Here is a 22,404-nt window from a genome sequence, read left to right on the forward strand (position 1 = left end):
GCCCGATCGTGCCGGGAGGGGATTTCCGCCGACGAGTGGAAAGGAATTCCCTGGCCGGGCGTGTCGGGAATAGGCCGGCCGGTCCGACTGGTTGCCGAACGTGGATGAATCGTCGGCAGCGTGTGGAAAGTGGAAGGATGCCCTCGAGGTGTGCAGGTCAACGGTGGGATAGGCTGGTTCGGTCATGATGTCGGCTTTCCCGGGTCCGGTCGCAGCGGCCCCCAAGACGGTCTACCTCGATCACGCGGCCACGACACCGATGTTCCCGGCCGCCGTCGAGGCGATGACGGCTGTGCTGAGCGCGGCCGGTAATGCTTCGTCGCTGCACGGCTCCGGCCGCACCGCGCGACGCCTGCTGGAAGAGGCGCGCGAATCGGTAGCCGCCGATCTGGGCGCGCGCCCTTCGGAGGTCATCTTCACCTCGGGCGGCACCGAAAGTGACAATCTCGCCATCAAGGGGCTGTTCTGGGCCCGCCGGGACGCCGAACCGCATCGCACCCGCATTCTAGTGAGCGCGATCGAGCACCATGCCGTTCTGGACGCGGTGGAGTGGCTCGAGCAGCACGAGGGTGCGCAGATCACCTACCTGGAGGTGGACGCCGACGGGATCGTTTCGCCACAGGTGCTGCGCGAGGCGCTGGCCATCCATGCCGCCGACACCGCGCTGGTGACCGTGATGTGGGCGAACAACGAGGTCGGCACCATCGAGCCGATCGCCGAATTGGCCTCGATCGCCCGAGAATTCGATGTTCCGATGCACAGCGACGCGGTCCAGGCCGCCGCACAGCTGCCCATCGATTTCGCGGCCGGCGGCTTGGCAGCCGCCAGTTTCGCCGGCCACAAGTTCGGTGGTCCGCACGGATCGGGCGTGCTGCTCCTCGGCCGGCAGGTGGGCTGTGTTCCCCTGCTGCACGGTGGTGGTCACGAGCGGGACCTGCGTTCGGGAACCTCCGATGTGCCGGCGGCGGTCGGGCTGGCCGCCGGGCTCCGCCAGACGGTGCGGGAGCTGCCCGAGCGCACCGCCGAGCTCACCGAGCTGCGTGATCATCTGATCGCGGGGGTGCGGGCGCACCTGCCCCATGCGGTGCTCAACGGTGGCACCGGGGAACGCCGGCTGCCCGGCAATGTGCACTTCACCTTCCCGGGATGTGAGGGTGACTCGTTGCTGATGCTGCTCGACGCCGCCGGCATCGAATGCTCGACCGGCTCGGCGTGTAATGCCGGGGTGGCCGCACCGAGTCACGTACTGATCGCCATGGGGGTCGAGCCGCGCCGCGCTCGCGGTTCGCTGCGGTTCTCGCTGGGACACACCACCACCCGGGCCGATATCGACAGAGTGCTGGAAGTTCTGCCCTCGGTGGTGGAACGGGCCGAAGCGGCCGGATTGGCCGGTGCGAAGGGAGGTTCGCGATGAGAGTGCTGGCAGCGATGAGTGGCGGCGTCGATTCCGCCGTAGCCGCCGCGCGTGCGGTCGAGGCCGGTCACGAGGTGGTCGGGGTACATCTGGCCCTGTCGGCCAACCCCGGAACGCTGCGCACCGGATCGCGCGGGTGCTGTTCCAAGGAAGACGCCGGTGATGCCCGTCGCGCCGCCGACGTGCTCGGAATTCCGTTCTACGTCTGGGATTTCGCGGACCGGTTCAAAGAAGATGTGATCGACGATTTCGTCGCCGCCTATGCTGCGGGGGAGACCCCGAATCCGTGTCTGCGCTGCAACGAGAAGATCAAGTTCTCGGCCCTCGCCGATCGGGCGGTGGCCCTGGGGTTCGACGCCGTGGTCACCGGTCATTACGCGCAGCTGAACGACGGTGTGCTGCGGCGTGCGGTCGACGCGGACAAGGATCAGTCCTACGTGCTGGCCGTGCTCACCGCCGACCAGTTGTCGCGGGCGATGTTCCCGGTGGGCGACACCCCCAAGCCCCGTATTCGCGACGAGGCGGCCGAGCGTGGTCTCGCGGTCGCGAACAAGCCCGATTCGCACGACATCTGCTTCATCCCCTCCGGTGATACCCGTGCCTTCCTGGGCGCCTCGATCGGAGTGCGTCCCGGCGCGATCGTCGACAACGACGGCAACAAGCTCGCCGATCACGAGGGAGTACACGGGTTCACCATCGGGCAGCGCAAGGGACTGGGCCTTCCGGGTCCGGCTGCCGACGGCCGCCCGCGCTACGTGACCGGGATCGATCCGGATTCCGGCACCGTGCACGTCGGGCCCGCCGAGGATCTGGATGTGTGGACGGTGTCCGCGGATCGTGCGGTGTGGACCTCCGGGGAGGTACCCACCGAGCCGTTCGACTGCGTGGTGCAGGTGCGTGCTCACGGCGGTATGGCCCCGGCGACCGTGGCGGCCGTCGACGGCGGGCTCATCGCCCGGCTCCACGAGCCGCTCACCGGAGTCGCACGCGGGCAAGCCGTGGTCGCCTATCGACCGGACCCGGCCGGCGATCAAGTGATCGGCAGTGCCACGATCAGCGGCACCGAGCAGGCGAGCGTGGCCGGCACCGCAGATTCCGTGCAGCCGTCCGCGCGCTGAGCGTCGGCGCGAAGCACTGCCGCGCCGTTCGCCTGGTGTTCGAGTGTGACGGAGATGGGTGAATAGCTTGAGCGAGAACAACGTCGGAGTTCGGTCGCTGCGTACCGGTATCGCCACCGGCGTGGGGTCGTGGCCGGGCACCGATGCGCGGGAGGCGGCTGCCACCATAGTCGGTGAGCTGCCGGACCTGGCCCATCTGCCCGAGTTGCCCGGCCGCGGTGCGGGTTCGGATATGGTCGGTCGCGCCTCGGCCTTGCTGGTCGATATGCAGCTGGACACCACCACGCGTGGCTATCGGCTCGGTCCCCGCCCCGGGGCTCTCGCCCGGCGGGCGTTCGATCTGCTGCGCACCGACCTCGACGCTCTGGAAGAGGCGTGGGAGGCAACCGGTTCCAGCGGCACCGGGCGGGTGGTCAAGGTGCAGGCGATCGGCCCGCTGAGTCTCGCGGCGCAGGTCGAGCTCATGAACGGGCATCGCATTCTCACCGATTCCGGTGCGGTGCGTGATCTTTCGGAGTCGCTGGCCGAAGGACTCGCCACCCATGCTGCCGAGGTGGGGACCAGGCTGGGCGCCGAGGTCGTGGTGCAACTGGACGAACCGCTGGTGCCGGAGGTGCTCGCGGGTACCTTGCGCGGGGCCAGTGTGCTCAACACGGTGCGTGCGCTCCCGGAACCCGAGGCCCTGCACATTCTGGACACGGTGATCACCGCCCAGCCCGGGCCGGTGTTGATTCACAGCTGCGCGTCCCGGCCGCCGCTGTCGTTCCTGCGCGGAAGTGCCGCTGCGGCAGTGGGGTTCGATGTAGCCACTATCGGCACCCGCGATCTCGATGCGGTCGGCGAGTTGCTCGACAGTGGCAAGATTCTCGCGCTGGGCCTGGTGCCGACCACCGAGCCCACCACGCCGCCGACCTGGCGGCAGCTGGCCGAGCCCGGAGTGCGTCTCGTCGACCGGCTGGGCTTCGGCCGACGCACCCTGGCCGAGCGGATCGTGGTGACCCCGGCGTGCGGACTGGGGGCCGCGTCGCTCGGCTGGTCGCGCCGCGCACTCGAACTGACCTCCGAGATTGCGCACCGCTATGCCGACGAACCGGAATCGCTCACGGCCGAGTAGGTGGCCGGCGGGTGCCACTACGTCCCGGCCGCTACGAGCCTGCAGGTGCGGCCGGCCGGACGGGTGTCACCGGTGCGGCGGCTGGACTTACACCGCGGGGTGACCGATCTGCCAGTGCTGCGGCTTACCCGGCGGGTACACCACCGGAAGGTCGTCGCCGGGGAACGGCCACTGGTTGACATCCCAGACGAAGCGCCCGTAGACGGTTTCGCCCGCGACGGTGGGGCCGGTGATCGTGCCGGTGATGGTGACGAACTGCTCGCCCTGGGCGGTCGGCGGCGGGCTGGCGCCGGTGACGCGCAGCGTGCCGGCCTCGGGTGGGGTGCGCTGGAATCCGCCGAACCCTGCCCCGGCTCCCGATCCGCCGGAGCCCCGGTTGCGTCGCCAGTTCATCAGCAGAGCCACCAGTGCCCCGGCGATCAGGATGACGAATACGATCTCCAGCAGCATAGGTCCATGGTAGGCGGACAAACCGGGCGTCGGTGGCTGGACGCGTTCGCGGCGAGCGGATTATCCGGCCGGAGACGCCCGCGGCGCCCCGTCGGCGTCGGTCGGGCTGCGTCCCGTCGGCGACGGTTGGGCTGCGCAGTGCCGGTGCCGGTCGCGTCGCGCAGTGCCGGTCCGGCACCGCAGTCAGGAGGTACCGAGGACACTCCGGCCCGCGGCATCGCGGCGCAGCTGCCAGACAGTGGTCCGCCGCGCCTGTGAGCGCCCGTTCCCGCGATCGACGAGTGTCCGGTTGCGGGTCGTGAAGATCAACTGTCCGCCGCGGGCGTTGGTCTCCGGATTCTGGAACAACTGGATCAGGCGATCGGCGGTGTCTCCGGTCAGGTGGGTGTCGATATCGTCGACCGCCAGCACCCGCCCGGTGTCGAGTGCGTCGAGAATCGTGGGCAGCAGCCGGAGCAGTGCGAGGGTGGCGGCGGATTCGTCGGCGATATCGAAGGCCGCCTCGATTCCCTCGTGGGTCAGCGCGACCCCGGGACCGCGCCGGGCCACCATGCGCGCGTAGAGGGTGTCGCGGGCCGCACGCATATTACTGAGCTCGCGCTCGAGCGCGATCGGATCCAGTCCCGGTATGTCCTGCACCTGCCGGGCCTGCGCCGGTGTCAGCGTCGCGATTTCGCTGTCCAGCTCGCGCAGGTAGTCGGCATACATCGGATCGTTCTCGGCCAGCAGTACGTCTTCGATGCCCAGTTCGGCCGAGCGCAACAGCATCAGTAACCGGGCCGCGTTGTCGGGGGAGCGGCTGATGTGCCCGCCCAGCCGTTCGGCGATGGTGGCGGTATCGGCAGGTCCGTGCTGCACGTCGAGTTGGGTGGCGAACCACCGGTAGGCCGGGACCAGTGCCTCCGCATAGATCTGCCCGGTCAGGCTGAGGAGCAACGCGTTCGGCCGGACCAGCGGGACGAGTGCGGTGATGCCGTAGCGGACCGCTTCGAACATCGGGCCGATCCGGATCTGGTCGCCTTCGCGCTCGAACACGATGCGCTTGCGATTACGTGGCTGACTGTGCAACCACTCCGCGGTCACATCGGCGTTGTCGAGCCGGAAACCGTAGCTGTACGGGGTGCCCTCGGCGACGAAGGTAGCCTCGAATTCCGAAGGGCGGTCGGCGAATCCGAGATGCGGCGTGCGCACCGGGCCGGCGTACGGGTCCCAGCCGGTCACCGAGTGCAGGACCGCGTCGCGCATATGGGCCAGCGCGTCGATCAGCCCGGATTTTCCACTCGCGGCGGCACCGTGGACGGCGGTCACCGGTGCGGGGAGTGCACCCGCGCGGCTCCCGACCAGCCGCAATTCCTGCGGTTCGGCGAGGGATCGGTGGTTGGTCACCTGAAAACTACGCAGCACCCGAGTCATCCTGCCGCCTGCACGGCCGGACCGCGACATCAGGGCGCGGTGCGGCGTCGCGGGTCGTGTCGGCCTGGCACGACCCGTCGCCTGTCCGTAGGGTCGCTCGTATCGGCGAAAGGGGTTGGTCGAGGTGTTCGAACGCGTACTGCAGAAGTCGGGCGAAGTGCTGGTGCGGGCGGGGACCGGAGTGCAGGCCCCGCTGGCGGCGAAGTATGTGGATCGATTGCGCCGCAAGCACCCGGAACGGACACCGGCCGATATCGAGCGGGGGCTGCAGTGGCGCTATCTGGGCGCGGTGACCGCGAGCGGGACGATCGCCGGCCTGTCGGCCGCGGTGCCCGGGGTGGGAACACTGGTCGGGCTGGCGGCCAGCGGCGTGGAGTCGGTGTTCTTCATGGAGGCGTCGGCGCTGTACGCGGTGTCGGTGGGGGAGTTGCGCGGCATGCGGTCGATGAGGCCGGAGCAGCGCCGGGCGCTGGTCGTCGCGGTGGTGCTGGGTGAAGGCGGTGCGCAGTTGCTGGGCAAGGGCGCAGCGCAGTCGGCCAAGGATTGGGCTTCGGCGGTAGCGGACAAACTTCCGGTGGTGCGTTCGATCGACAACCCGATGGCACGCAAGTTCGTCGTCGGCTTCATCGCCAAGCGCGGCGCGCTGCTGTTCGGCCGGGCGCTCCCGATGGGGTTGGGTGCGATCATCGGCGGCACCGGCAACTACGCACTCGGTCGCGCGGTGCTCGCGAACGCCGAGCGCACCTTCGAATCCGCGCCCGCCACCTGGCCCGCCGCCACACCGTCCGGGACGAACGCCTAGGTGGCCGCCCCCGCGAACCCGCCTCCGGATCTGTTGCCTGACGTGGTGCGAACGGTCCACGGTCATGTCGGTGGGCTGGGCTAACCTGCCACACGTGAGTGAATCCGGGATCGAGGACGCACGCGCCGCCGAGGCGGCCGATACCGCCGATGCGGCGACGGCCGACGAGCGCACCGAATGGCAGCAGCTGGCCGAGCAGGTCCGCGAACATCAGTTCCGGTACTACGTGCGCGATGCGCCGATCATCTCCGACGGCGAGTTCGACGCGCTGTTCCAGCGGTTGCTGGCGCTGGAGGAAGCGCATCCGGATCTGCGCACGCCCGATTCACCGACGCAACTGGTCGGGGGCGGTTTCGCCACCGATTTCACCGCGGTGGACCACCTCGAGCGCATGTTGTCGCTGGACAATGTGTTCGACGAGGAGGAGATGCGCACCTGGGTGTCGCGGGTACTGGCCGAGACCGGCCCGCAGACGCATTTCGTCTGCGAGGTGAAGATCGACGGCGTGGCGCTCAACCTGGTCTACGAGAACGGCAAGCTGGTGCGCGGTGCCACCCGCGGTGACGGGCGGACCGGTGAGGACGTCACCCTCAACGCCCGCACCATCGACGACATCCCCGAACAGCTCAGCACCACGACGGAGTTCCCGATCCCGGAGCTGCTGGAGGTGCGTGGTGAGGTGTATTTCCGGCTCGAGGATTTCGAGAATCTGAACGCAGCGATCGTCGCCGAGGGCAAGTCTCCGTACGCGAATCCGCGCAATACCGCGGCGGGCTCACTGCGCCAGAAGGATCCGTCGGTCACCTCCCGGCGGCGGCTGCGCATGATCTGCCACGGCTTCGGCCGGATGTCCGGGTTCAGTCCGACCTCGCAGTACGAGGCGTATCGGGCGCTGGCGGCGTGGGGTTTGCCGGTGTCGGCGCATACCGTGCGGGTGCAGGGGGCCGACGCCGTCGTCGAACGCATCCGTTACTGGGGCGAGCATCGCCACGATATCGAGCACGAGATCGACGGCCAGGTGATCAAGGTCGACGAATTCTCGTTGCAGCGCCGGCTGGGCACCACCTCACGGGCGCCGCGGTGGGCCATCGCGTACAAGTATCCGCCGGAGGAGGCCACCACCCGTCTGCTCGACATCCAGGTCAATGTCGGGCGTACCGGCCGGGTGACCCCGTTCGCCGTGATGGAACCGGTGACCGTCGCCGGCTCCACGGTCGCGATGGCCACCCTGCACAATGCGTCGGAGGTGGTGCGCAAGGGTGTGCTGATCGGCGATACGGTCACCATCCGCAAGGCGGGGGACGTGATCCCCGAGGTCCTCGGCCCGGTGGCCGATGTGCGCGACGGCAGCGAACGCGCATTCGTGATGCCCACGCACTGCCCCGAATGCGGTACCGAACTCGCGCCGCAGAAAGAGGGCGACGCCGATATCCGCTGCCCGAATCAGCGTTACTGCCCCGCGCAGCTGCGGGAGCGGGTCTTCCACATGGCCGGGCGCGGCGCCTTCGATATCGAGGCACTCGGCTACGAGGCGGCCGGCGATCTGCTGAAGTCGGGCGTGCTCACCGACGAGGGCGACCTGTTCGACCTGTCCGAGGACAAACTGCTCGGCACAACACTTTTCGTCAACAAGAAGGGTGAGCTGTCGGCTAACGGCAAGCGGCTGCTGCAGAACCTGGATTCGGCGAAGGAGCAAGCGCTGTGGCGTGTGCTGGTCGCCTTGTCCATCCGCCACGTGGGGCCGACCGCAGCCCGCGCGCTGGCCGGTGAACTGGGCAGTATCAGCGCCATCGAGGAAGCCTCGACCGAAACCCTCGCCGCCGTCGACGGCGTGGGCCCGACCATCGCTGCCGCGGTGAAGGAATGGTTCGCAGTCGACTGGCACCGCACCATCGTCGACAAGTGGCGCGCCGCGGGGGTGCGGATGGAAGACGAGCGCGACGAATCCATCGCGCGCAACCTCGAGGGGCTGTCCATCGTGGTAACCGGCTCGCTGCAAGGTTTTTCGCGTGACGAGGCCAAGGAAGCCATTCTGGTCCGTGGCGGTAAGGCGGCCGGTTCCGTGTCGAAGAAGACGGCCTTCGTGGTGATCGGCGAGGCGCCGGGGACCAAGGCCGCCAAGGCAGAGGAGCTGGGGGTACCGATTCTCGACGAGGACGGATTCCGCACCCTGCTCGCGGACGGCCCCGAGGCGGTGGCGCCACCGAGCGCGGACGCCGACACCGAGACGGGTGACGCCGAGAGCGGCGCCGCCGAGCAGGAGAGTTAGTCAGCGGCGGATGGCACCATGGGGCCATGGAGCAATGGGATTCCCTGGTGCGGGTGCGAGCTGCCGAACCGGACGATTTCGCGGCTGTCGCACGGTTGACGGTGGACATCTACGTCGGTGAGGGGCATGTGCCGGCACAGAGCCCGTATGTTGCCGAGCTGGGTGATACCGAGACGCGCGCGAAGGACGCGGAAGTACTTGTCGCGGTGCGTGATTCCGAGGTGGTCGGCTCGCTGACCATTGCCCGGCCCGGCACGCCCTACGCCGATATCGCGCGGCCCGGTGAGCTGGAGTTCCGCATGCTGGCGGTGTCACCACAGGCCCGGGGCGCAGGCGTGGGAACCGCGCTGGTTCGCGCTGTGCTCGACACCGCCGCTGCCGAGGGGTTCGAGGCGGTCGTGCTCACCACGATGCCGACCATGGCCGCCGCCCGCCGCATCTACCAGCGTTCGGGGTTCCTGCACGCGGCCGACCGGGACTGGCAGACCGACGCCGGGCTGCCACTCACGGTCATGCGTCGCGCCACCACCTGAGCCGTGTCACCGCCCGAGCCGGATGGCTGTGGTGACGCTCCTTAGCCGACCTGGCCTGTGCGCCAACTGCACTCGGCGTCCGCACCTGGTCGATCAGGTGAGTACGGTGGCGATGATCCCCGCCAGATAACCCAGCCGCGCGATTTCCGACGGACGGAAATCGGGTCCGCCGGGACGGCCGAGTAGCAGCGCCTTGCCGGTGTTGCCCAGTGGTGCAGCGGCGAGCTTGGTATCCATATCGCGCCAGATCTGTGGTACCCAGTCGGCGTCGGGATCGAGGGCGAGGGGCTTCTCCAGGGGCATCCACGGCACGCTGCCTGCCTGTGTCTCGGGTGCGCTGGCGCTGCCGACGAGGCGCCGGCCGCCGTCGGTGCCCATGTCCATCACCGTGCTCCACCCGACCTGCAGCACCCGTGGTACGCCGTCGACCAGCACCTGCAGCCGGTCGTCGCGCGCGGTGGCGACCTGATCGATCAATTCCAGCTCGCGATGGGTGTCGAGGATGCCGGAGTACGGGCGAAGTGAATCGACTCGTACGTCGGTGAGCGATTCGGCGGCGGTGATCAGCGTATCGGGCAGCGCGCCCGAGGAGACCTCCACCACCAGATCGTCGATCGCATAGCCGGCGCCGCGTTCGACCACATCCAGCGAGAGGATGTCGGCGCCGACGGAGCCCAATGCGAGGGCGAGTGAACCAAGACTTCCTGGGCGATCCGGAAGTTGCACGCGAAGCAGAAATGACACGTGCTTTCCTTCCTTTCCTGTGCGACCGAGACTTTCGGACGGATACCCGAGTCTCGCTATACTTACACCCGCTGCTTCAGCGCAAACCACCCGAACCGGGCGTAGTGACGTATGCCACACCCATTGTCGGCCGATCCCGGGCGCCGTGCCAGTGCAGACCGGGTGACGTTGTGGTGTCAACCTTGTGTCCGCTTCGCAGCGGGGGTGCGCTGCCCCCGCCCGTCCCGACCCCATTAGGGTGGTCTGTGCGCAGCGCCCTGCGCCACCGACATGCACCAACCTGCCGAAAGGGGTTTCGCGGTGCCCGCCATATCCCGCGACGAGGTCGCACACCTCGCCCGGCTGTCCCGGCTCGCTCTCACCGACGAAGAGCTCGATCTGTATGCCGGTCAGCTGGATTCGATCCTGAGTCACGTGCGGGTCATCACCGAGGTCGCCGCCGACGTGCCCGCCACCGCGTCGCCGAACCCGGACACGAACGTCACTCGCCCGGATGTCGTGGTCCCCGGTCTCACCCCGGGTGAGGCGCTGTCCGGTGCGCCCGCCGTCGATGAGCAGCGGTTCATGGTCCCGCAGATCCTGGGAGAGGGCGAATGAGCGGCACGGGTGACCTCACGAAACTGACCGCGGCCGAGCTGGCGGACAAGATTCACGGTGGAGAGGTGTCCTCGGTGCAGGTCACCGAGGCGCATCTGCAGCGCATCGCCGAGGTCGACGGTGAACTGAACGCCTTCCTGCACGTGGCCGGTGAGCAGGCGCTGGCCACCGCCGCCGAGGTCGACGCCGCGATCGCCGCGGGCACCGTCGCCTCCCCGCTGGCGGGAGTCCCGTTGGCGCTCAAGGATGTTTTCACCACCACGGATATGCCCACCACCTGCGCGTCGAAGATTCTCGAGGGCTGGGTGTCGCCCTACGACGCAACGGTGACGGCCAAGCTGCGGGCCGCCGGCATCCCCCTCCTCGGCAAGACCAATATGGACGAATTCGCGATGGGTTCGTCCACCGAGAACTCCGCGTACGGCCCCACCCGCAACCCGCGCGACACCGGCCGCATTCCGGGCGGTTCCGGTGGTGGCTCGGCGGCCGCGCTGGCCTCCTACCAGGCGCCGCTGGCGATCGGCACCGACACCGGTGGTTCGATTCGGCAGCCGGCCGCGATGACCGCGACCGTCGGCACCAAGCCCACCTACGGCACCGTGTCGCGCTACGGCCTGGTGGCTTGCGCGTCTTCCCTGGACCAGGGCGGCCCGTGCGGGCGCACGGTGCTCGACACGGCGCTGCTGCACGAGGTGATCGCCGGGTACGACCCACGGGATTCGACCTCGCGCGATGTTCCGGTCGCACCGGTGGTGCAGGCCGCGCGCGAGGGTGCCCGCGGTGATCTGTCCGGTGTGAAGGTCGGAGTGGTCAAGGAACTGCATTCCGGCAGCTATCAGCCCGGCGTGCTCGCCTCGTTCGACGCCGCGGTGGCGCAGCTGAAGGAGCTGGGTGCCGAGGTCGTCGAGGTGTCCTGCCCGAACTTCGAATACGCGCTGGCCTCCTACTATCTGGTCATGCCCAGCGAGGTCTCGTCCAACCTGGCCCGCTTCGACGCGATGCGTTACGGCCTGCGCGCCGGCGACGACGGCACCCATTCGGCCGAGCAGGTCATGTCGTTGACCCGCGAGGCCGGCTTCGGTCCGGAAGTCAAGCGGCGCATCATGATCGGCACCTATGCGCTGTCGGCCGGCTACTACGACGCCTACTACGGTCAGGCGCTGAAGGTACGCACCCTCATCGCGCAGGACTTCGACAAGGCCTACCGGAGCGTCGACGTGCTGGTCTCGCCGACCAGCCCGTTCACGCCGTGGAAGCTGGGCGAGAAGGTGAACGATCCGCTGGCGATGTACCTGTCGGACCTGTGCACCCTGCCGACCAATCTGTCCGGGCACTGCGGCATGTCGGTGCCGTCGGGATTCAGTGCGGATGACGGTCTCCCGGTCGGGCTGCAGATCATGGCCCCCGCACTGGCCGACGACCGGCTCTACCGGGTGGGTGCTGCCTACGAGGCGGCTCGCGGCCCGATCGACTGACCACCCCTCACCACTCACGGCCCCGTCCTTCCCGCCGAGAACCGGCCGGGTTGGGCGGGGCCGCAGCGTATCTCACCACCGTGGCCCACTGGATCAGTAGCGTCGCCTATTCGACCGCGCCGCGGCCGCCTCGGTCGCCGGCGCCGTGTACTCGGCCGTGACCGCGGCGCACGCAACGGCACCGACGCGTGTCGCAGGGCAGACGGCTGGTCAGGGTCGGGGCCAGGGGCGACCGTCGAGGCGCTCGATATCGGTATTGAAGCGCTGTAGGTATCCGGCGAAGCGCACGATGTCCTCGTCCGGCCAGTCCGTCAGGACGCGGCTGAGCCCCTCGATATTGGCTTCGCGTTCGGATTCGAGGTCCTGCAGGCCGTCCGGTGTGATGCGAAACTTGCGGGCCATCCCACCGTCGGGGTCCGGAATGCGCTCCACGCTTCCGGCGCGCAACAGGGTCGCGGTCTGCCGGTTCAGCGTGGAGGCGTCCAGCCCGAACGCCTCACTGAGTTGCCCGATCGACATCGGTCCCTCGATGGCCAGTCGGCTCAGCAGTAGATATGCGCTGCGATCGAGCCGGGTGCCGTCGCGGCGGTACCGCGGATTGAGGGTGTAGCGGCCGAGCAGCATGGTCTCGAATTCCACCGATTTCGTGGGCTTGTCCATGCTGTCCTTCCGCCGCTTTACAGTTCTGACCTGCGAGAACCGGTATAGCATACGTTGCGCTGGGCGCAGGCACGGGTGCTGATCAGCACGAACCCAGCGCGGTGCCCTGATCGGTGCCGTAGCGATGGCCGTGCCCCGGTCCCGGAGCCAGTGCCGACAGCATATCGGCGGTGGTTTGCACCCAGCTCACCACCGGCAACCACGGCGGGTGGGGTGCGTCGGTGCGGGTGCCGGTGAGATCGGGTGCCCGCCACAGCAACTGCGGTGACCACTGCACCACCGGATCGGAGGAGTTGGCCAGTACGGTCGCGCCGCCGTGATGGACCGCCGCGGCGGGCGGACCGGCCCACAGTGCCGCACAGACCCGGGAACGTTCGTCGTCGTCGCCCGCGAAGATCGCGCTGCCCGCGGTCGCGCCGAGGCTCTGACCGTAGACAAAGAGCTCCGGAGGACGGTCCATGGTCGCCAGGCGGCTTTCCAGCGCGGTGAACAGCTCGCGCGCGGATCGTTCCGCGTCCTCGCGGGCGAACAGGAAGGTGACCCAGCTCGGTGCCTTCGAATACTGCATGCCGACCAGCGTCGCGTCGCCGCCGAACCGTTCGTCCAGGCCGTGCGCGGCCTTGGCATCCAGCCAGCCCGACCCGGTGGGAATCATCAGGACCAGATGTCCGCGGCGGAACCCGCCGGCCCGTTCGATCTCTCGCAGTGCCAGGGCGATACGGGAATCGAGATCCGGAGCGGAATCGAGACCGATGTACACCCGGGCCGAACTGCCCTTGTCGGAGACGAATTTACGTCCCTCGGCCCCGAGCGAGGCCCAGCTCACCTCGGAATCCGCACTTCCGGAGCGGGAGTGTGAAACCGGCTGCACCACGGTCGGGTCCATGGTCGTATCGGCTGCCGCGAAGGCGCTCTGTTGCCGATCGACCAGGGCCGGAAGAACCGCGAACTGTCCGGCCAGCACCGTCACCGCGATTGCCGCCGCGGTCGGTAGCCGCCCGGCATACCCTGCCGCCCAGTGCAGTCCGCGTGCGAACAGCATTACCGGCACCAGCACAGCCACCACTCCTACCGCCCAGTGCAGCCAGTACCACGGGCCGAGTGCGGGGAAATCCATTGCGCCACGCAGCCGGTTCTGCCAGTACCAGTCGTACCCCGCGATGGTGGATACCAGCGCCGTGCTCCCGATCACCACCGCGCGACGGTGCCGTGCCCACCGGTCTGTGCCGACCCCGAAGTAGCCCAGTATTTTTCGTCCTACGCCGGCGGCCGCGAGTGCGATCAGGATCAGCAGCGCGGTCAGTATCGCCTGTGCGATCGCGGTGCGTGGCAGTAGTCCCGGTGCCAGCGATACCGCGATACCCGAGGCCGCGGCAACGATGGTCCCTACCCGAGGTGAGCACAGTGTCGCGAATCGCCGCGCAGCAGACCGGGGCGCCTGCCGCGCCGCGGAGCGGGTCGTCCGGTGCGCTGCGGACCGGGGCGTTCGCTGAACCAGGGGACGCGTCACTCGACCCAGGTGCAGGCGGCTGCGGGATACGACCGTGTGGACCAGCCCTCGCCCGTGCCGCCCGCCTCGAAGTAGCAGGTGACCTGCGCGCTGGAGGTCTGCACCCGTTCGGCGCCGCACGGCAGTGCATGTCTGCCGCAGCAGTGCGCGGCCGCGGCGCGCGAGCGTGACCGCACGAAGTAGAGAGGCGCGACCGCGGTGCGGTGACCGGGCGCGGACCTCGGTCGAATGGTCAGGTGCAGCCGCGCGGACTACGGCACCGGTTCGCCACGTCGGCTCGGGACTGCGTTCCATCGGACGTGTGGGCCGGGCCTGCCGCGCCGGTGTGCCGAGCCGCAGTTCGACCTGCCGCGGCCCGTCCGGCGCCCCGCCGGCGAGCCTCGTGCGCGGGGTGATCGTACGGCGCACGATGGCGAACAGCGCCGCGACCATCAGCAGCACCATCGCGAGCGGTGCGAGGATCTGTACCACCCGCGGCCCCGCCTCCGTACCGGAAAGCGTTGCGCCGAGGAACTGTTCGGGCCTGGGCGCGGCGTAGTGCTGGCGCAGCGAGTTCAGGTCGACCGCCGCGGCCGCGACGGCGGCCATCGTCGTGCACCGCAGCCGCGCCACCGCGGCGTCGCGATCCGCACAGGCGGCGACCATCCGCTGTTCCAGCGTGCGGTCGAGGGCCTTGCGGGCCCACGGGCCGAGTGCCCCGCCGTGCCGGTCCGCGTAGCGCAGCAGGTCGTAGCCCAGGTCGTGGGCTTTACAGGCGGTATCGAATTCGGCCGGGAGTGCGACGGGGGAGGAACACTCACCCGAGGGATTCGCCGCACTGCCGTCGATGGTCGCGGGCAGATAGCCCAGCGACGCCGCGAAATCCGGGGGGACGACCACCCGGGACGGGTCGGTGCTGGTCAGTGCGCGAACCGCTGCTCCTGCGGAGGCATCCTCCGTCGTTGCGGCGTGCCGAGTATCGGAGGGGCCGTCGTCCGCCGCGGCCGCGCCCGCCGAGGGTGCCACCACTGCGACGAGACTGCCCAGCAGCACCAGGACGGCGAGACCTCGGCGCCACGGTGCACCGCGCCGCCGGGCGGGCAGCAGCTCGCGCCCGGTCGAGCGAGGCCGGCGCCCGGAGGCGGCCCGGCGTGGGGCCGGGGCGTGGTCCGCACAGTCGGCACCGTCCGGCGCCGTCACTTCGTTCATAGCAGTCGAAATTAGGAATCCGGGCCCGCTGCCGACCTCCCGCCGAAGATCGATTTCGGCCGCGCTACCGGGGTGTGCCTCGCGACCGGGCTCATACCGGGGTAGGGGGTGCGATATCGACCGCGGGGGTGAGGACGGATCGAACCGGGATTTCTAGGCTCGTACCCATGACAATGGCGATACGCGCGGTGCGGCGAGTCCGGACCTCGGCGCGGACTCCGGGCCGCACCCGGCTGTGGTTCGACATCGCGACGGTGCTGGTGATCGGCACTCTGTTCGCGGTGGCGTGGCCGACACTGCACGTCACCCATCAGGTTCCGCCGGCCGCGCAGCCGTTCATCGCTGCTCTGGCGGTGTTCCCCCTGGCTCTGGTGCGCGTCAACCCCGCCCTGGGCTGGGCGATCTCGGCAGGCGCGGCGTTGCTGATCGCCCTGGCGATACCGCATCAGCCCGGCAACGACCTGTCTTTCCAGGTCGTGCACATTCTGGTGCTGTTCACGCTGCTGTTCGCGGTGGCGGTGCGGGCGCCGATGCAGATCGTGCTCATTGCCTGGATCTCGTCGTCGGTGCTGTTCGGCACCACCATGTCGGCCGGGTCGTCCTTCGCCGAAGCCGGCTTCGGCTGGCCGCTGGCGATGACCGGACTGGTCGGCTTCGGACTGGTGGTGCGGTGGCTGGTGATGTCGCGGCAGGCGCTGGTGCGGCAGGAAGAGGAGAACGAGCTCGAACGAGCGCGCCGCACGATTCTCGAGGAGAAGGCGCGGATCGCCCGCGATCTGCACGATGTGGTGGCCCACCACATGTCGATGGTGGTGGTGCAGGCGCAGACGGCGCCCTACCGGGTGGCCGATATCTCCCCGGCCGCGCGGGCGGAGTTCGAGGCCATCGGCGGATCCGCCCGGGAGGCGCTCAACGAGATCCGCAGCATGCTCGGCGTGCTGCGCAGCGACGGACAACTACCCGAGCACGCACCGCAGCCGACGGCCGCGGATGTGGTGACCATGCTGGACGGCGCGCGGCGCGCGGGGATGACCGTCGAGTGGACGATCGACGGCACCCTGGAGGCCGTGCCCGACACCGTCGGCCTGGCGTTGTACCGGATCGTGCAGGAGTCGCTGTCGAACGTGTCCCGGCATGCGCCCGGCGCGGCGGTGACGGTCGCGATCACGGTCACCCCGGAGGCCGCGGAGGCCGTCGTCGGCAACGACCCGACCGTGGCGGTGGTCAGTTCCGGGGCCGACGGCAGTGGTATCGCCGGGATGCGCACGCGAGCAGAATCGATCGGAGGTGTACTGGCCGCCGGACCGCGGTCCGACGGTGGGTTCCAGGTGTACGCGCGGTTGCCGATTCCGACCGGTTCCCCGGCCGTGGTGCTGCCGGGCGCTGCCCACTGACTGGGTGTTCGTGTCAGACTTGGCGGCGATGAGAACCCGTGCGCCGAGACCCCTGAGGCGGTCATGCCCATAACCGTGTTGATCGCCGACGACCAAGCCATGGTGCGGCAGGGCTTCGGCGCGCTGCTGGCCGCCCAACCCGACATCAGTGTCATCGGAGACGCCGCCGACGGTGCGGTGGCGGTGACCGAGGCCAAGCGGCTGCGCCCCGACGTGGTGTTGATGGATGTGCGGATGCCGCACATGAACGGACTCGAGGCCGCCCGTGCCATTCTCGCCGCCGGATTCGATCCGCCGGTCCGGGTACTGATGCTCACCACATTCGATATCGACGACTACGTCTACGAGGCATTGGGCTTGGGAGCCAGCGGATTTCTGCTCAAGGATGCGCCCGCCGACGAACTGGTGCGAGCGGTGCGGGTCGTCGCCGAGGGGCAGGCGTTGCTGGCTCCCACGGTCACCCGTCGCCTGATCGCCGACGTCACGCGCCGCCGGGTCCGTCCCAAGCCGTCGCCGGCGCTGGGAATGCTCACCCCGCGCGAACGCGAGGTGCTCGAGCTGATCGCCAAGGGGATGTCGAACACCGAAATCGCCGAGTCCCTGTTCGTGGCCGAGCAGACAGTGAAAACCCATGTGTCCAAGGTCTTTTCCAAGCTCGACCTGCGTGATCGCGCGCAAGCCGTGGTGATCGCCTACGAATCCGGGCTGGTCACGCCGGGGTGAGTGGTCCGGGTAGGATCCCCACCTGGTAGTCGCCGGAAGGGGGAACGCAGGTGTTGGACAACGGTGACGTATTTGCCGGCTTCACCGTGCAGCGTCTGCTCGGGCAGGGGGGGATGGGGTCGGTGTATCTGGCGCGGCATCCACGCCTGCCCCGGTTGACCGCGCTGAAGCTGCTGAACCGGGAGCTCTACACCGACGCCGAGATCCGGGCCCGTTTCGAACGCGAGGCGGATCTGTGTGCCCAGCTCGACCATCCGGGCATCGTCGCCGTCTACGACCGCGGCGTGGAGGACGACCAGCTGTGGATCTGCATGCAGTACGTCGACGGGATCGACGCCGCCACCGTCGATCCGCGGACCCTGCCGGTGGAACGTGCCGTGCAGATCATCGAGGGCGTCGCCGACGCCCTGGACTATGCACACGGCAACGGTGTCATGCATCGAGATGTGAAGCCCGCCAACATTCTGCTGGCCCGCGCGGTCGATGGGAAGGGCGAGCGGGTGTTCCTCACCGATTTCGGTATCGCCCGCCTGCGTGAGGATTCCACCCATCTGACCCAGGCCGGGATGTTCACCGCCACCCTCGCCTACGCCTCACCGGAGCAGATGACCGGCGCCGAACTGGATCACCGCTCCGACCAGTATTCCCTGGCCTGCGCGCTGTATTGGCTGCTCACCGGCACCGGGCCGTTCGACTCCGAACACCCCACCGAGGTGATCCGCGGACATCTGCAACTGCCGGTCCCACCCGCGAGCGCCCGCCGCGCGGGGCTGTCCCGGGCGATGGATGCGGTGATCGCCCGCGCGATGGCCAAGCGGTCGGTCGAACGATTCGGCAGCTGCCGGGAATTCGCGGCCGCGGCGCGCGCGGCACTGAGCGCTCCCGCAGCGGGGCAGAACGGATTCCCCGGGGCGCCGGTACCGACTACCGCTGCGCCACCGCAATTTCCACCGGCGCCGGTCGTCGCCGGGACCTCCGCCGGGCCGGCAGCGGCGCCGGCACCTCCGGGGTATCCGGCAGCCCCGGCCACAACGTCCGGGCCGGCCGGCTACCCGTCCGATCCGACGGCCGGGCCGGGCTATGGCTCCCCGACCGGCAGCGGTGTGGCCTACGGGACCGGTGCGCCGGGAACCCCGTACTCGGCCGCGTTACCGGATGCCGGGTACGGTGCGACTTCCGCACCTCCCATGGGGTATGGCTCGACCGCGCCCGGTCACTTCGGCCCGACCGCACCCGGCAACTACGGGCCCACCACCCCGGGTAACTATGGTCCCGCAGCGCCGGGCCGGCCGTCGTACGGCCCGGGGGCACCGGTCGCTGGCTTTCCCCAGCCGCGTAAGCGCTCCACCGGTGTGGTGGTGGGCATCGTCCTCGCGGTGCTGCTCCTGGTGGCTGTGGTCGCCGTGGCCGTGTTCGCCGTGGTGGACAGCGACAGCGACGCTGCCGACGCCGCGGATCACCGGGGTAGTGCTTCGCATGCCGACGCCATGCAGTCCACGTTCCCGCAGTTGGTGAAGCCGTCGGCGGCCGGGGGCAGCCTGGGCGACGGATACGACGGCCAGTCCTGTTTCCGTGAGACCGACACCTCGGCCCTGCGGGCCCCCGGACAGACCGCCGACCTGAAACTCGGGAACTGGACCGAGGCGTGGGACTGCTGGGGTGCGGTGGACAAACCCGAATACGCGGTCCTGGCCTACAAATCGTCGTCCGAGGTGAGCAGTGCGATCGCGGCACTGCCGGCCAACACGGCGCAATCGGGGACCAGCGCCGACGGTGTCGCCTACCGCAGTCACCTGTGGCGGACCCAGGAATCCGCGGTGCCCAACGAGTTCTGGAACGTCATCGAATTCACCGACTCCTCGCGCGCAACGTATCTGATCGTCGCGCACAACGAGTACTGGACGAGCCTGGACAGTGGCAAGACCTATCCCGAGTTCGACTCCTGGTGTCGCGGACTGCCGCTGGCGTGAGCCTGCGCGTCCGGCACTCTCACCCGAAGAAGGCCGCCGCCTCGGCGTGCCGGTCCGTCGGCACCAGCTTGAGCTGTTTGGTGGCTTCGGCGAGGGGCACCAGGCCGATCTCGGTGCCACGCAGCGTCACCATCTGCCCGAAGTGGCCCGAGTGCACCGCCTCGGCGGCGTGCAGGCCGAAGCGGGTGGCCAGCACCCGGTCGTAGGCGGTGGGTTTACCGCCGCGCTGCACATGGCCCAGCACCGTGGTGCGCACCTCCTTACCGATACGGCGTTCGATCTCCACCCCGAGCTGATGGGCCACTCCGGTGAAGCGCTCGTGCCCGTATTCGTCGACACCGCCTTCACGCAGGTGGAACGACTCCTGCTCGGCGGGTTTCGCGCCCTCGGCGACCACCAGGATGAAATGCGAATCGCCACGCTGGAAGCGGCGTTTGATCATGGTACACACCTCGTCGACGTCGAAGGGCACCTCGGGCAGCAGGGTCAGATGCGCGCCGGAGGCGATTCCGGAGTTCATCGCGATCCAGCCGGCGTGGCGGCCCATCACCTCGACCAGCATGACGCGCTGATGTGATTCGGCGGTGGTGTGTAGCCGGTCGATGGCATCGGTGGCGATGGTGACGGCGGTGTCGTGCCCGAAAGTGGTGTCGGTGCAGTCGATATCGTTGTCGATCGTCTTGGGCACACCCACCACGGGCACACCTTCCTCGGACAGCCAGTGCGCGGCGGTGAGTGTGCCCTCGCCTCCGATCGGGATCAGCGCATCGATGCCGTTGTCGTCGAGGGTGCGTTTCACCCGCCCCAGGCCCTCGCGCAGCACCTCCGGATTGGTCCGGGCGGTACCGAGGATGGTGCCGCCCTTGGTGAGGATGCGGTCGGTGCGGTCGTCGTTGTGGATATGGATCTTGCGGTCCTCGAGCAGCCCGCGCCAACCATCCTGAAACCCGACGATCGCGTCGCCGTAGCGGCCGTTCGCCGTGCGAACAACCGCTCGGATCACCGCGTTCAAGCCTGGGCAGTCTCCGCCTCCGGTCAAGACTCCGATGCGCATGCCGCCATCTTGCCCCGCCGGGCCTCGTCCCGCAGCCTCGCCCCCGTCAACTTTCGGTTACAGCAACCGCCGAGCACGGATACCGGTCACTGCCCGGCGGGGCACCGACCGGCGGGGAGATCGTCGCGATGCTTGGTGAGCAGGTCGGTCATCCGGTTGAGAATCTGGACACCGTCGTCGAAGGTTCCGGAACTCGCCTGTGCGGCAATCGCGATCGCGACCTCGCCGCGGGCCGTGGGGAGCAGGCCGAACTGACGCACCAGATAGTTCCCCTGCGGATCCGGGCCCCAGCCGCCCTTGAAGCGTGCGTCGCCGAGCCGTCCGAGCCCCCATTGCTGGCCCCACACCACCTGACCCATCAGCGCGGTGACGGTATCGGAATCGGGCAGGCACGGCAGCCGGGACGCCCAGCGCACCTGGTCGCTCAGCGACCAGTCGGCCTGCCCGAAGGCGGAATATTGGGAGCGGGGCGGGGTCGCGGGCACGGTGGTGCGCTCGTCACCGCCTTCCCGCAGTACTGCCTGCACCGCGTGGGCGGCCTGGTCCGGAGTGCCCAATTGCTGCCACAGCCCGTCGGCGGCGAGGTTGTCGGATTCGGTGAGCGCGGCCGTCATCTGATATGTGCGAGTGTTGCCATTGGTCCGCAGCACGGCGAGTGCCAGCGGAGCTTTCATCGTCGACCAGGCCGGACCGGGGCTCCACTCGCCCATATCCGCGGCGCCCCGCCCACCGACGGCCATGATCGACATCGAGGCCCGGCCGCCGAGGCTCGGCTGCAGTTCCGCGAAATCTGCGGCCAGCGAGCCGGGCAGTGCGAACGGGGTCGCCCGGACGGTCGTCTCGGCCGGCGGGGCCTCGGTGGTGGTCGTGGGCTGGCTGGGTGTGCTGGACGAGCATGCGGCCGTTGCGAGTAACAAGCCGGCGCCGAGTGCGGAGAGCGTGCGGCGAAGCGCCGGACGCCGATATGCCGACCGCAATGGTCTGTACACCGTTCTACCTCCACATCCCGGGCGGTCCGACACGGCACCACCCTCGATCGAGGCATTCTGTGCCGTACCGGTCAGCGGGTCAAATGCGGCACCGGGACCGGTGTATATGCGTCGCGGCTATGGTCTGCATTCCCCGCCGTGCAACTCGTGCACATGCCGGGCCACGACGGCCGCCATCCGGTCCATCATCGTGATCGCGTCGTCGTAGTCCCCCGAATCCGGATGGGCGGCAAGCGCTATCGCCAGCCCGCCGGACCAGGTGGGGATGATTCCGAACTGTCGCAGCAGATAGGCGCCGGTATCGTCGTCGGGTCCCCAGCCACCCTTGAATTCGGCTCCGACGAACGATCCCAGCCCCCAGCGCTGCTCGTCGGTGATCCGGCGCATCAACCCCAGTACCCGCGAGGCCTGCTGCAGGCACGGTAGCCGCGATGCGAACTCCACCTGATCACCGAGGCTCCACTGCGTGGCCCCGAAGACCATGGGATGGTCGATGGTCGCGGCGGAGTCCGGATTGTGTCGGTCGGCGACATCGGTGGTGGTGTCACCGGCCTCGCGTAGCACGGCCTCGACCGCCTCGGCGGCGGGCTTGCCGCCGCCCAACGAGATCCAGAGCGCCTGCGCGGCATCGTTGTCGGATTCGGTGATCGCCGCCGTCGCCAGGTCGGCCTGGCCCACCGGATCACGCCGCAGCGCTGCCAGCGCCAACGGCACCTTGATCGTCGACCACGCCACCCCGGCGTGCCAATCACCCAGGGTGACGGCCCGGTCGCCGCCCACCGCCATCACGGCCAGGCCCATCTGCCCGGGAAACTCGGACCGCAACTGCGCGAAATCAGCCGCCAGGCCGCTGGGTACGGCCGCGACCGGACTGGGCGTGGACGGCAGCTGGGGCCGGTGCGCCATGTCCGTCGCAGGCCGCGGCCGGGCCGGCTCCGGGGCGATCACCGCACCGTGCGCCGCGCACGCCGAAACCAGAAATGCCAT

19 protein-coding genes are annotated in these 22,404 nt (G+C 69.1%); 11 read left to right on the top strand and 8 right to left on the bottom strand.

Annotated features, from left to right (window positions below; genetic code table 11):
* The first annotated feature begins 184 nt into the window (after positions 1-184).
* The 3 genes from NV2_RS09165 to NV2_RS09175 are packed head-to-tail and all read left to right on the top strand — an operon-like array spanning position 185 to position 3,646.
* Positions 185-1,414, top strand: coding sequence for a cysteine desulfurase family protein (locus NV2_RS09165; RefSeq protein WP_067871110.1), 1,230 nt, complete (start codon positions 185-187; stop codon positions 1,412-1,414).
* A complete protein-coding gene (mnmA, locus tag NV2_RS09170; RefSeq protein ID WP_067871111.1) occupies positions 1,411-2,532 on the top strand; it encodes a tRNA 2-thiouridine(34) synthase MnmA in 1,122 nt (373 codons plus the stop codon). The genes NV2_RS09165 and mnmA overlap by 4 nt, the downstream gene beginning before the upstream one ends.
* A 58-nt stretch (positions 2,533-2,590) precedes the next feature.
* Positions 2,591-3,646 carry a methionine synthase gene (locus tag NV2_RS09175; protein ID WP_245662519.1) on the top strand — a complete coding sequence of 352 codons (1,056 nt, stop codon included), beginning with the start codon at positions 2,591-2,593 and terminating at the stop codon, positions 3,644-3,646.
* 87 nt (positions 3,647-3,733) lie between these two features.
* Here NV2_RS09175 and NV2_RS09180 read toward each other — a convergent pair whose 3' ends face one another.
* Positions 3,734-4,096, bottom strand: coding sequence for a hypothetical protein (locus tag NV2_RS09180; protein WP_067871112.1), 363 nt, complete (start codon positions 4,094-4,096; stop codon positions 3,734-3,736).
* A gap of 183 nt (positions 4,097-4,279) precedes the next feature.
* Positions 4,280-5,509 carry an AAA family ATPase gene (locus NV2_RS09185; RefSeq protein WP_210749389.1) on the bottom strand — a complete coding sequence of 410 codons (1,230 nt, stop codon included), beginning with the start codon at positions 5,507-5,509 and terminating at the stop codon, positions 4,280-4,282.
* Positions 5,510-5,633: 124 nt separating this feature from the next.
* Between NV2_RS09185 and NV2_RS09190 the strand changes: the two genes are divergently transcribed.
* The 3 genes from NV2_RS09190 (at position 5,634) to NV2_RS09200 (ending at position 9,113) form a co-directional block, all read left to right on the top strand.
* Positions 5,634-6,311: a hypothetical protein gene (locus NV2_RS09190; protein WP_157102816.1), complete on the top strand. Its 678-nt coding sequence runs from the start codon at positions 5,634-5,636 to the stop codon at positions 6,309-6,311.
* 94 nt (positions 6,312-6,405) lie between these two features.
* Complete coding sequence (gene ligA / locus NV2_RS09195) at positions 6,406-8,580, top strand: NAD-dependent DNA ligase LigA (RefSeq protein ID WP_373863543.1); 2,175 nt, start codon at positions 6,406-6,408, stop codon at positions 8,578-8,580.
* Between the two features lie 26 nt (positions 8,581-8,606).
* Positions 8,607-9,113 carry a GNAT family N-acetyltransferase gene (locus tag NV2_RS09200; RefSeq protein ID WP_157102817.1) on the top strand — a complete coding sequence of 169 codons (507 nt, stop codon included), beginning with the start codon at positions 8,607-8,609 and terminating at the stop codon, positions 9,111-9,113.
* A gap of 93 nt (positions 9,114-9,206) precedes the next feature.
* Here NV2_RS09200 and NV2_RS09205 read toward each other — a convergent pair whose 3' ends face one another.
* A complete protein-coding gene (locus NV2_RS09205) occupies positions 9,207-9,857 on the bottom strand; it encodes an ACT domain-containing protein (RefSeq protein WP_067871114.1) in 651 nt (216 codons plus the stop codon).
* A 300-nt stretch (positions 9,858-10,157) separates the two neighbouring features.
* Between NV2_RS09205 and gatC the strand changes: the two genes are divergently transcribed.
* Both gatC and gatA read left to right on the top strand, forming a co-directional pair.
* The gene (gatC, locus tag NV2_RS09210) at positions 10,158-10,454 is read left to right on the top strand and encodes an Asp-tRNA(Asn)/Glu-tRNA(Gln) amidotransferase subunit GatC (RefSeq protein ID WP_067871115.1); all 297 of its coding nucleotides are present in this window, start codon (positions 10,158-10,160) and stop codon (positions 10,452-10,454) included.
* Positions 10,451-11,929, top strand: coding sequence for an Asp-tRNA(Asn)/Glu-tRNA(Gln) amidotransferase subunit GatA (gene gatA, locus NV2_RS09215; RefSeq protein ID WP_067871116.1), 1,479 nt, complete (start codon positions 10,451-10,453; stop codon positions 11,927-11,929). The genes gatC and gatA overlap by 4 nt, the downstream gene beginning before the upstream one ends.
* 210 nt (positions 11,930-12,139) lie before the next feature.
* Here the strand turns inward: gatA and NV2_RS09220 are convergent, their stop codons facing one another.
* Positions 12,140-12,589, bottom strand: coding sequence for a MarR family winged helix-turn-helix transcriptional regulator (locus NV2_RS09220; RefSeq protein ID WP_067871117.1), 450 nt, complete (start codon positions 12,587-12,589; stop codon positions 12,140-12,142).
* Between the two features lie 82 nt (positions 12,590-12,671).
* Positions 12,672-15,287, bottom strand: coding sequence for an alpha/beta-hydrolase family protein (locus NV2_RS09225; protein ID WP_245662520.1), 2,616 nt, complete (start codon positions 15,285-15,287; stop codon positions 12,672-12,674).
* Between the two features lie 167 nt (positions 15,288-15,454).
* Between NV2_RS09225 and NV2_RS09230 the strand changes: the two genes are divergently transcribed.
* The 3 genes from NV2_RS09230 to NV2_RS09240 all read left to right on the top strand — a co-directional run bounded on the left by NV2_RS09230 (position 15,455) and on the right by NV2_RS09240 (position 19,374).
* Positions 15,455-16,681 (top strand): sensor histidine kinase, encoded by a 1,227-nt coding sequence (locus NV2_RS09230; protein ID WP_067871118.1) that lies wholly within the window; start codon positions 15,455-15,457, stop codon positions 16,679-16,681.
* Positions 16,682-16,744: 63 nt separating this feature from the next.
* The gene (locus NV2_RS09235) at positions 16,745-17,404 is read left to right on the top strand and encodes a response regulator (RefSeq protein ID WP_067871119.1); all 660 of its coding nucleotides are present in this window, start codon (positions 16,745-16,747) and stop codon (positions 17,402-17,404) included.
* Between the two features lie 50 nt (positions 17,405-17,454).
* Positions 17,455-19,374, top strand: a complete 1,920-nt coding sequence (locus NV2_RS09240; RefSeq protein WP_067871120.1) for a serine/threonine-protein kinase — start codon at positions 17,455-17,457, stop codon at positions 19,372-19,374.
* Positions 19,375-19,393: 19 nt separating this feature from the next.
* On the opposite strand, the gene NV2_RS09245 is transcribed toward NV2_RS09240, so the two are convergent.
* The 3 genes from NV2_RS09245 to NV2_RS09255 form a co-directional block, all read right to left on the bottom strand.
* Complete coding sequence (locus NV2_RS09245; protein WP_067871121.1) at positions 19,394-20,428, bottom strand: ATP-dependent 6-phosphofructokinase; 1,035 nt, start codon at positions 20,426-20,428, stop codon at positions 19,394-19,396.
* A gap of 86 nt (positions 20,429-20,514) precedes the next feature.
* Complete coding sequence (locus NV2_RS09250; protein ID WP_245662521.1) at positions 20,515-21,417, bottom strand: serine hydrolase; 903 nt, start codon at positions 21,415-21,417, stop codon at positions 20,515-20,517.
* Between the two features lie 117 nt (positions 21,418-21,534).
* Positions 21,535-22,404: a serine hydrolase gene (locus NV2_RS09255; protein ID WP_245662522.1), complete on the bottom strand. Its 870-nt coding sequence runs from the start codon at positions 22,402-22,404 to the stop codon at positions 21,535-21,537.

Source organism: Nocardia vermiculata NBRC 100427 (assembly GCF_001613265.1).
GTDB lineage: Bacteria > Actinomycetota > Actinomycetes > Mycobacteriales > Mycobacteriaceae > Nocardia > Nocardia vermiculata.

Bases quoted from the DNA above. Each gene is read 5' to 3' on its own strand.
- NV2_RS09200 (WP_157102817.1), top strand. From the start codon at position 8,607: ATGGAGCAATGGGATTCCCTGGTGCGGGTGCGAGCTGCCGAACCGGAC.
- NV2_RS09230 (WP_067871118.1), top strand. From the start codon at position 15,455: ATGACAATGGCGATACGCGCGGTGCGGCGAGTCCGGACCTCGGCGCGG.
- NV2_RS09245 (WP_067871121.1), bottom strand. From the start codon at position 20,428: ATGCGCATCGGAGTCTTGACCGGAGGCGGAGACTGCCCAGGCTTGAAC.
- NV2_RS09185 (WP_210749389.1), bottom strand. From the start codon at position 5,509: ATGACTCGGGTGCTGCGTAGTTTTCAGGTGACCAACCACCGATCCCTC.
- NV2_RS09225 (WP_245662520.1), bottom strand. From the start codon at position 15,287: ATGAACGAAGTGACGGCGCCGGACGGTGCCGACTGTGCGGACCACGCC.
- NV2_RS09235 (WP_067871119.1), top strand. From the start codon at position 16,745: ATGCCCATAACCGTGTTGATCGCCGACGACCAAGCCATGGTGCGGCAG.
- NV2_RS09180 (WP_067871112.1), bottom strand. From the start codon at position 4,096: ATGCTGCTGGAGATCGTATTCGTCATCCTGATCGCCGGGGCACTGGTG.
- NV2_RS09255 (WP_245662522.1), bottom strand. From the start codon at position 22,404: ATGGCATTTCTGGTTTCGGCGTGCGCGGCGCACGGTGCGGTGATCGCC.
- NV2_RS09220 (WP_067871117.1), bottom strand. From the start codon at position 12,589: ATGGACAAGCCCACGAAATCGGTGGAATTCGAGACCATGCTGCTCGGC.
- gatA (WP_067871116.1), top strand. From the start codon at position 10,451: ATGAGCGGCACGGGTGACCTCACGAAACTGACCGCGGCCGAGCTGGCG.
- mnmA (WP_067871111.1), top strand. From the start codon at position 1,411: ATGAGAGTGCTGGCAGCGATGAGTGGCGGCGTCGATTCCGCCGTAGCC.
- NV2_RS09165 (WP_067871110.1), top strand. From the start codon at position 185: ATGATGTCGGCTTTCCCGGGTCCGGTCGCAGCGGCCCCCAAGACGGTC.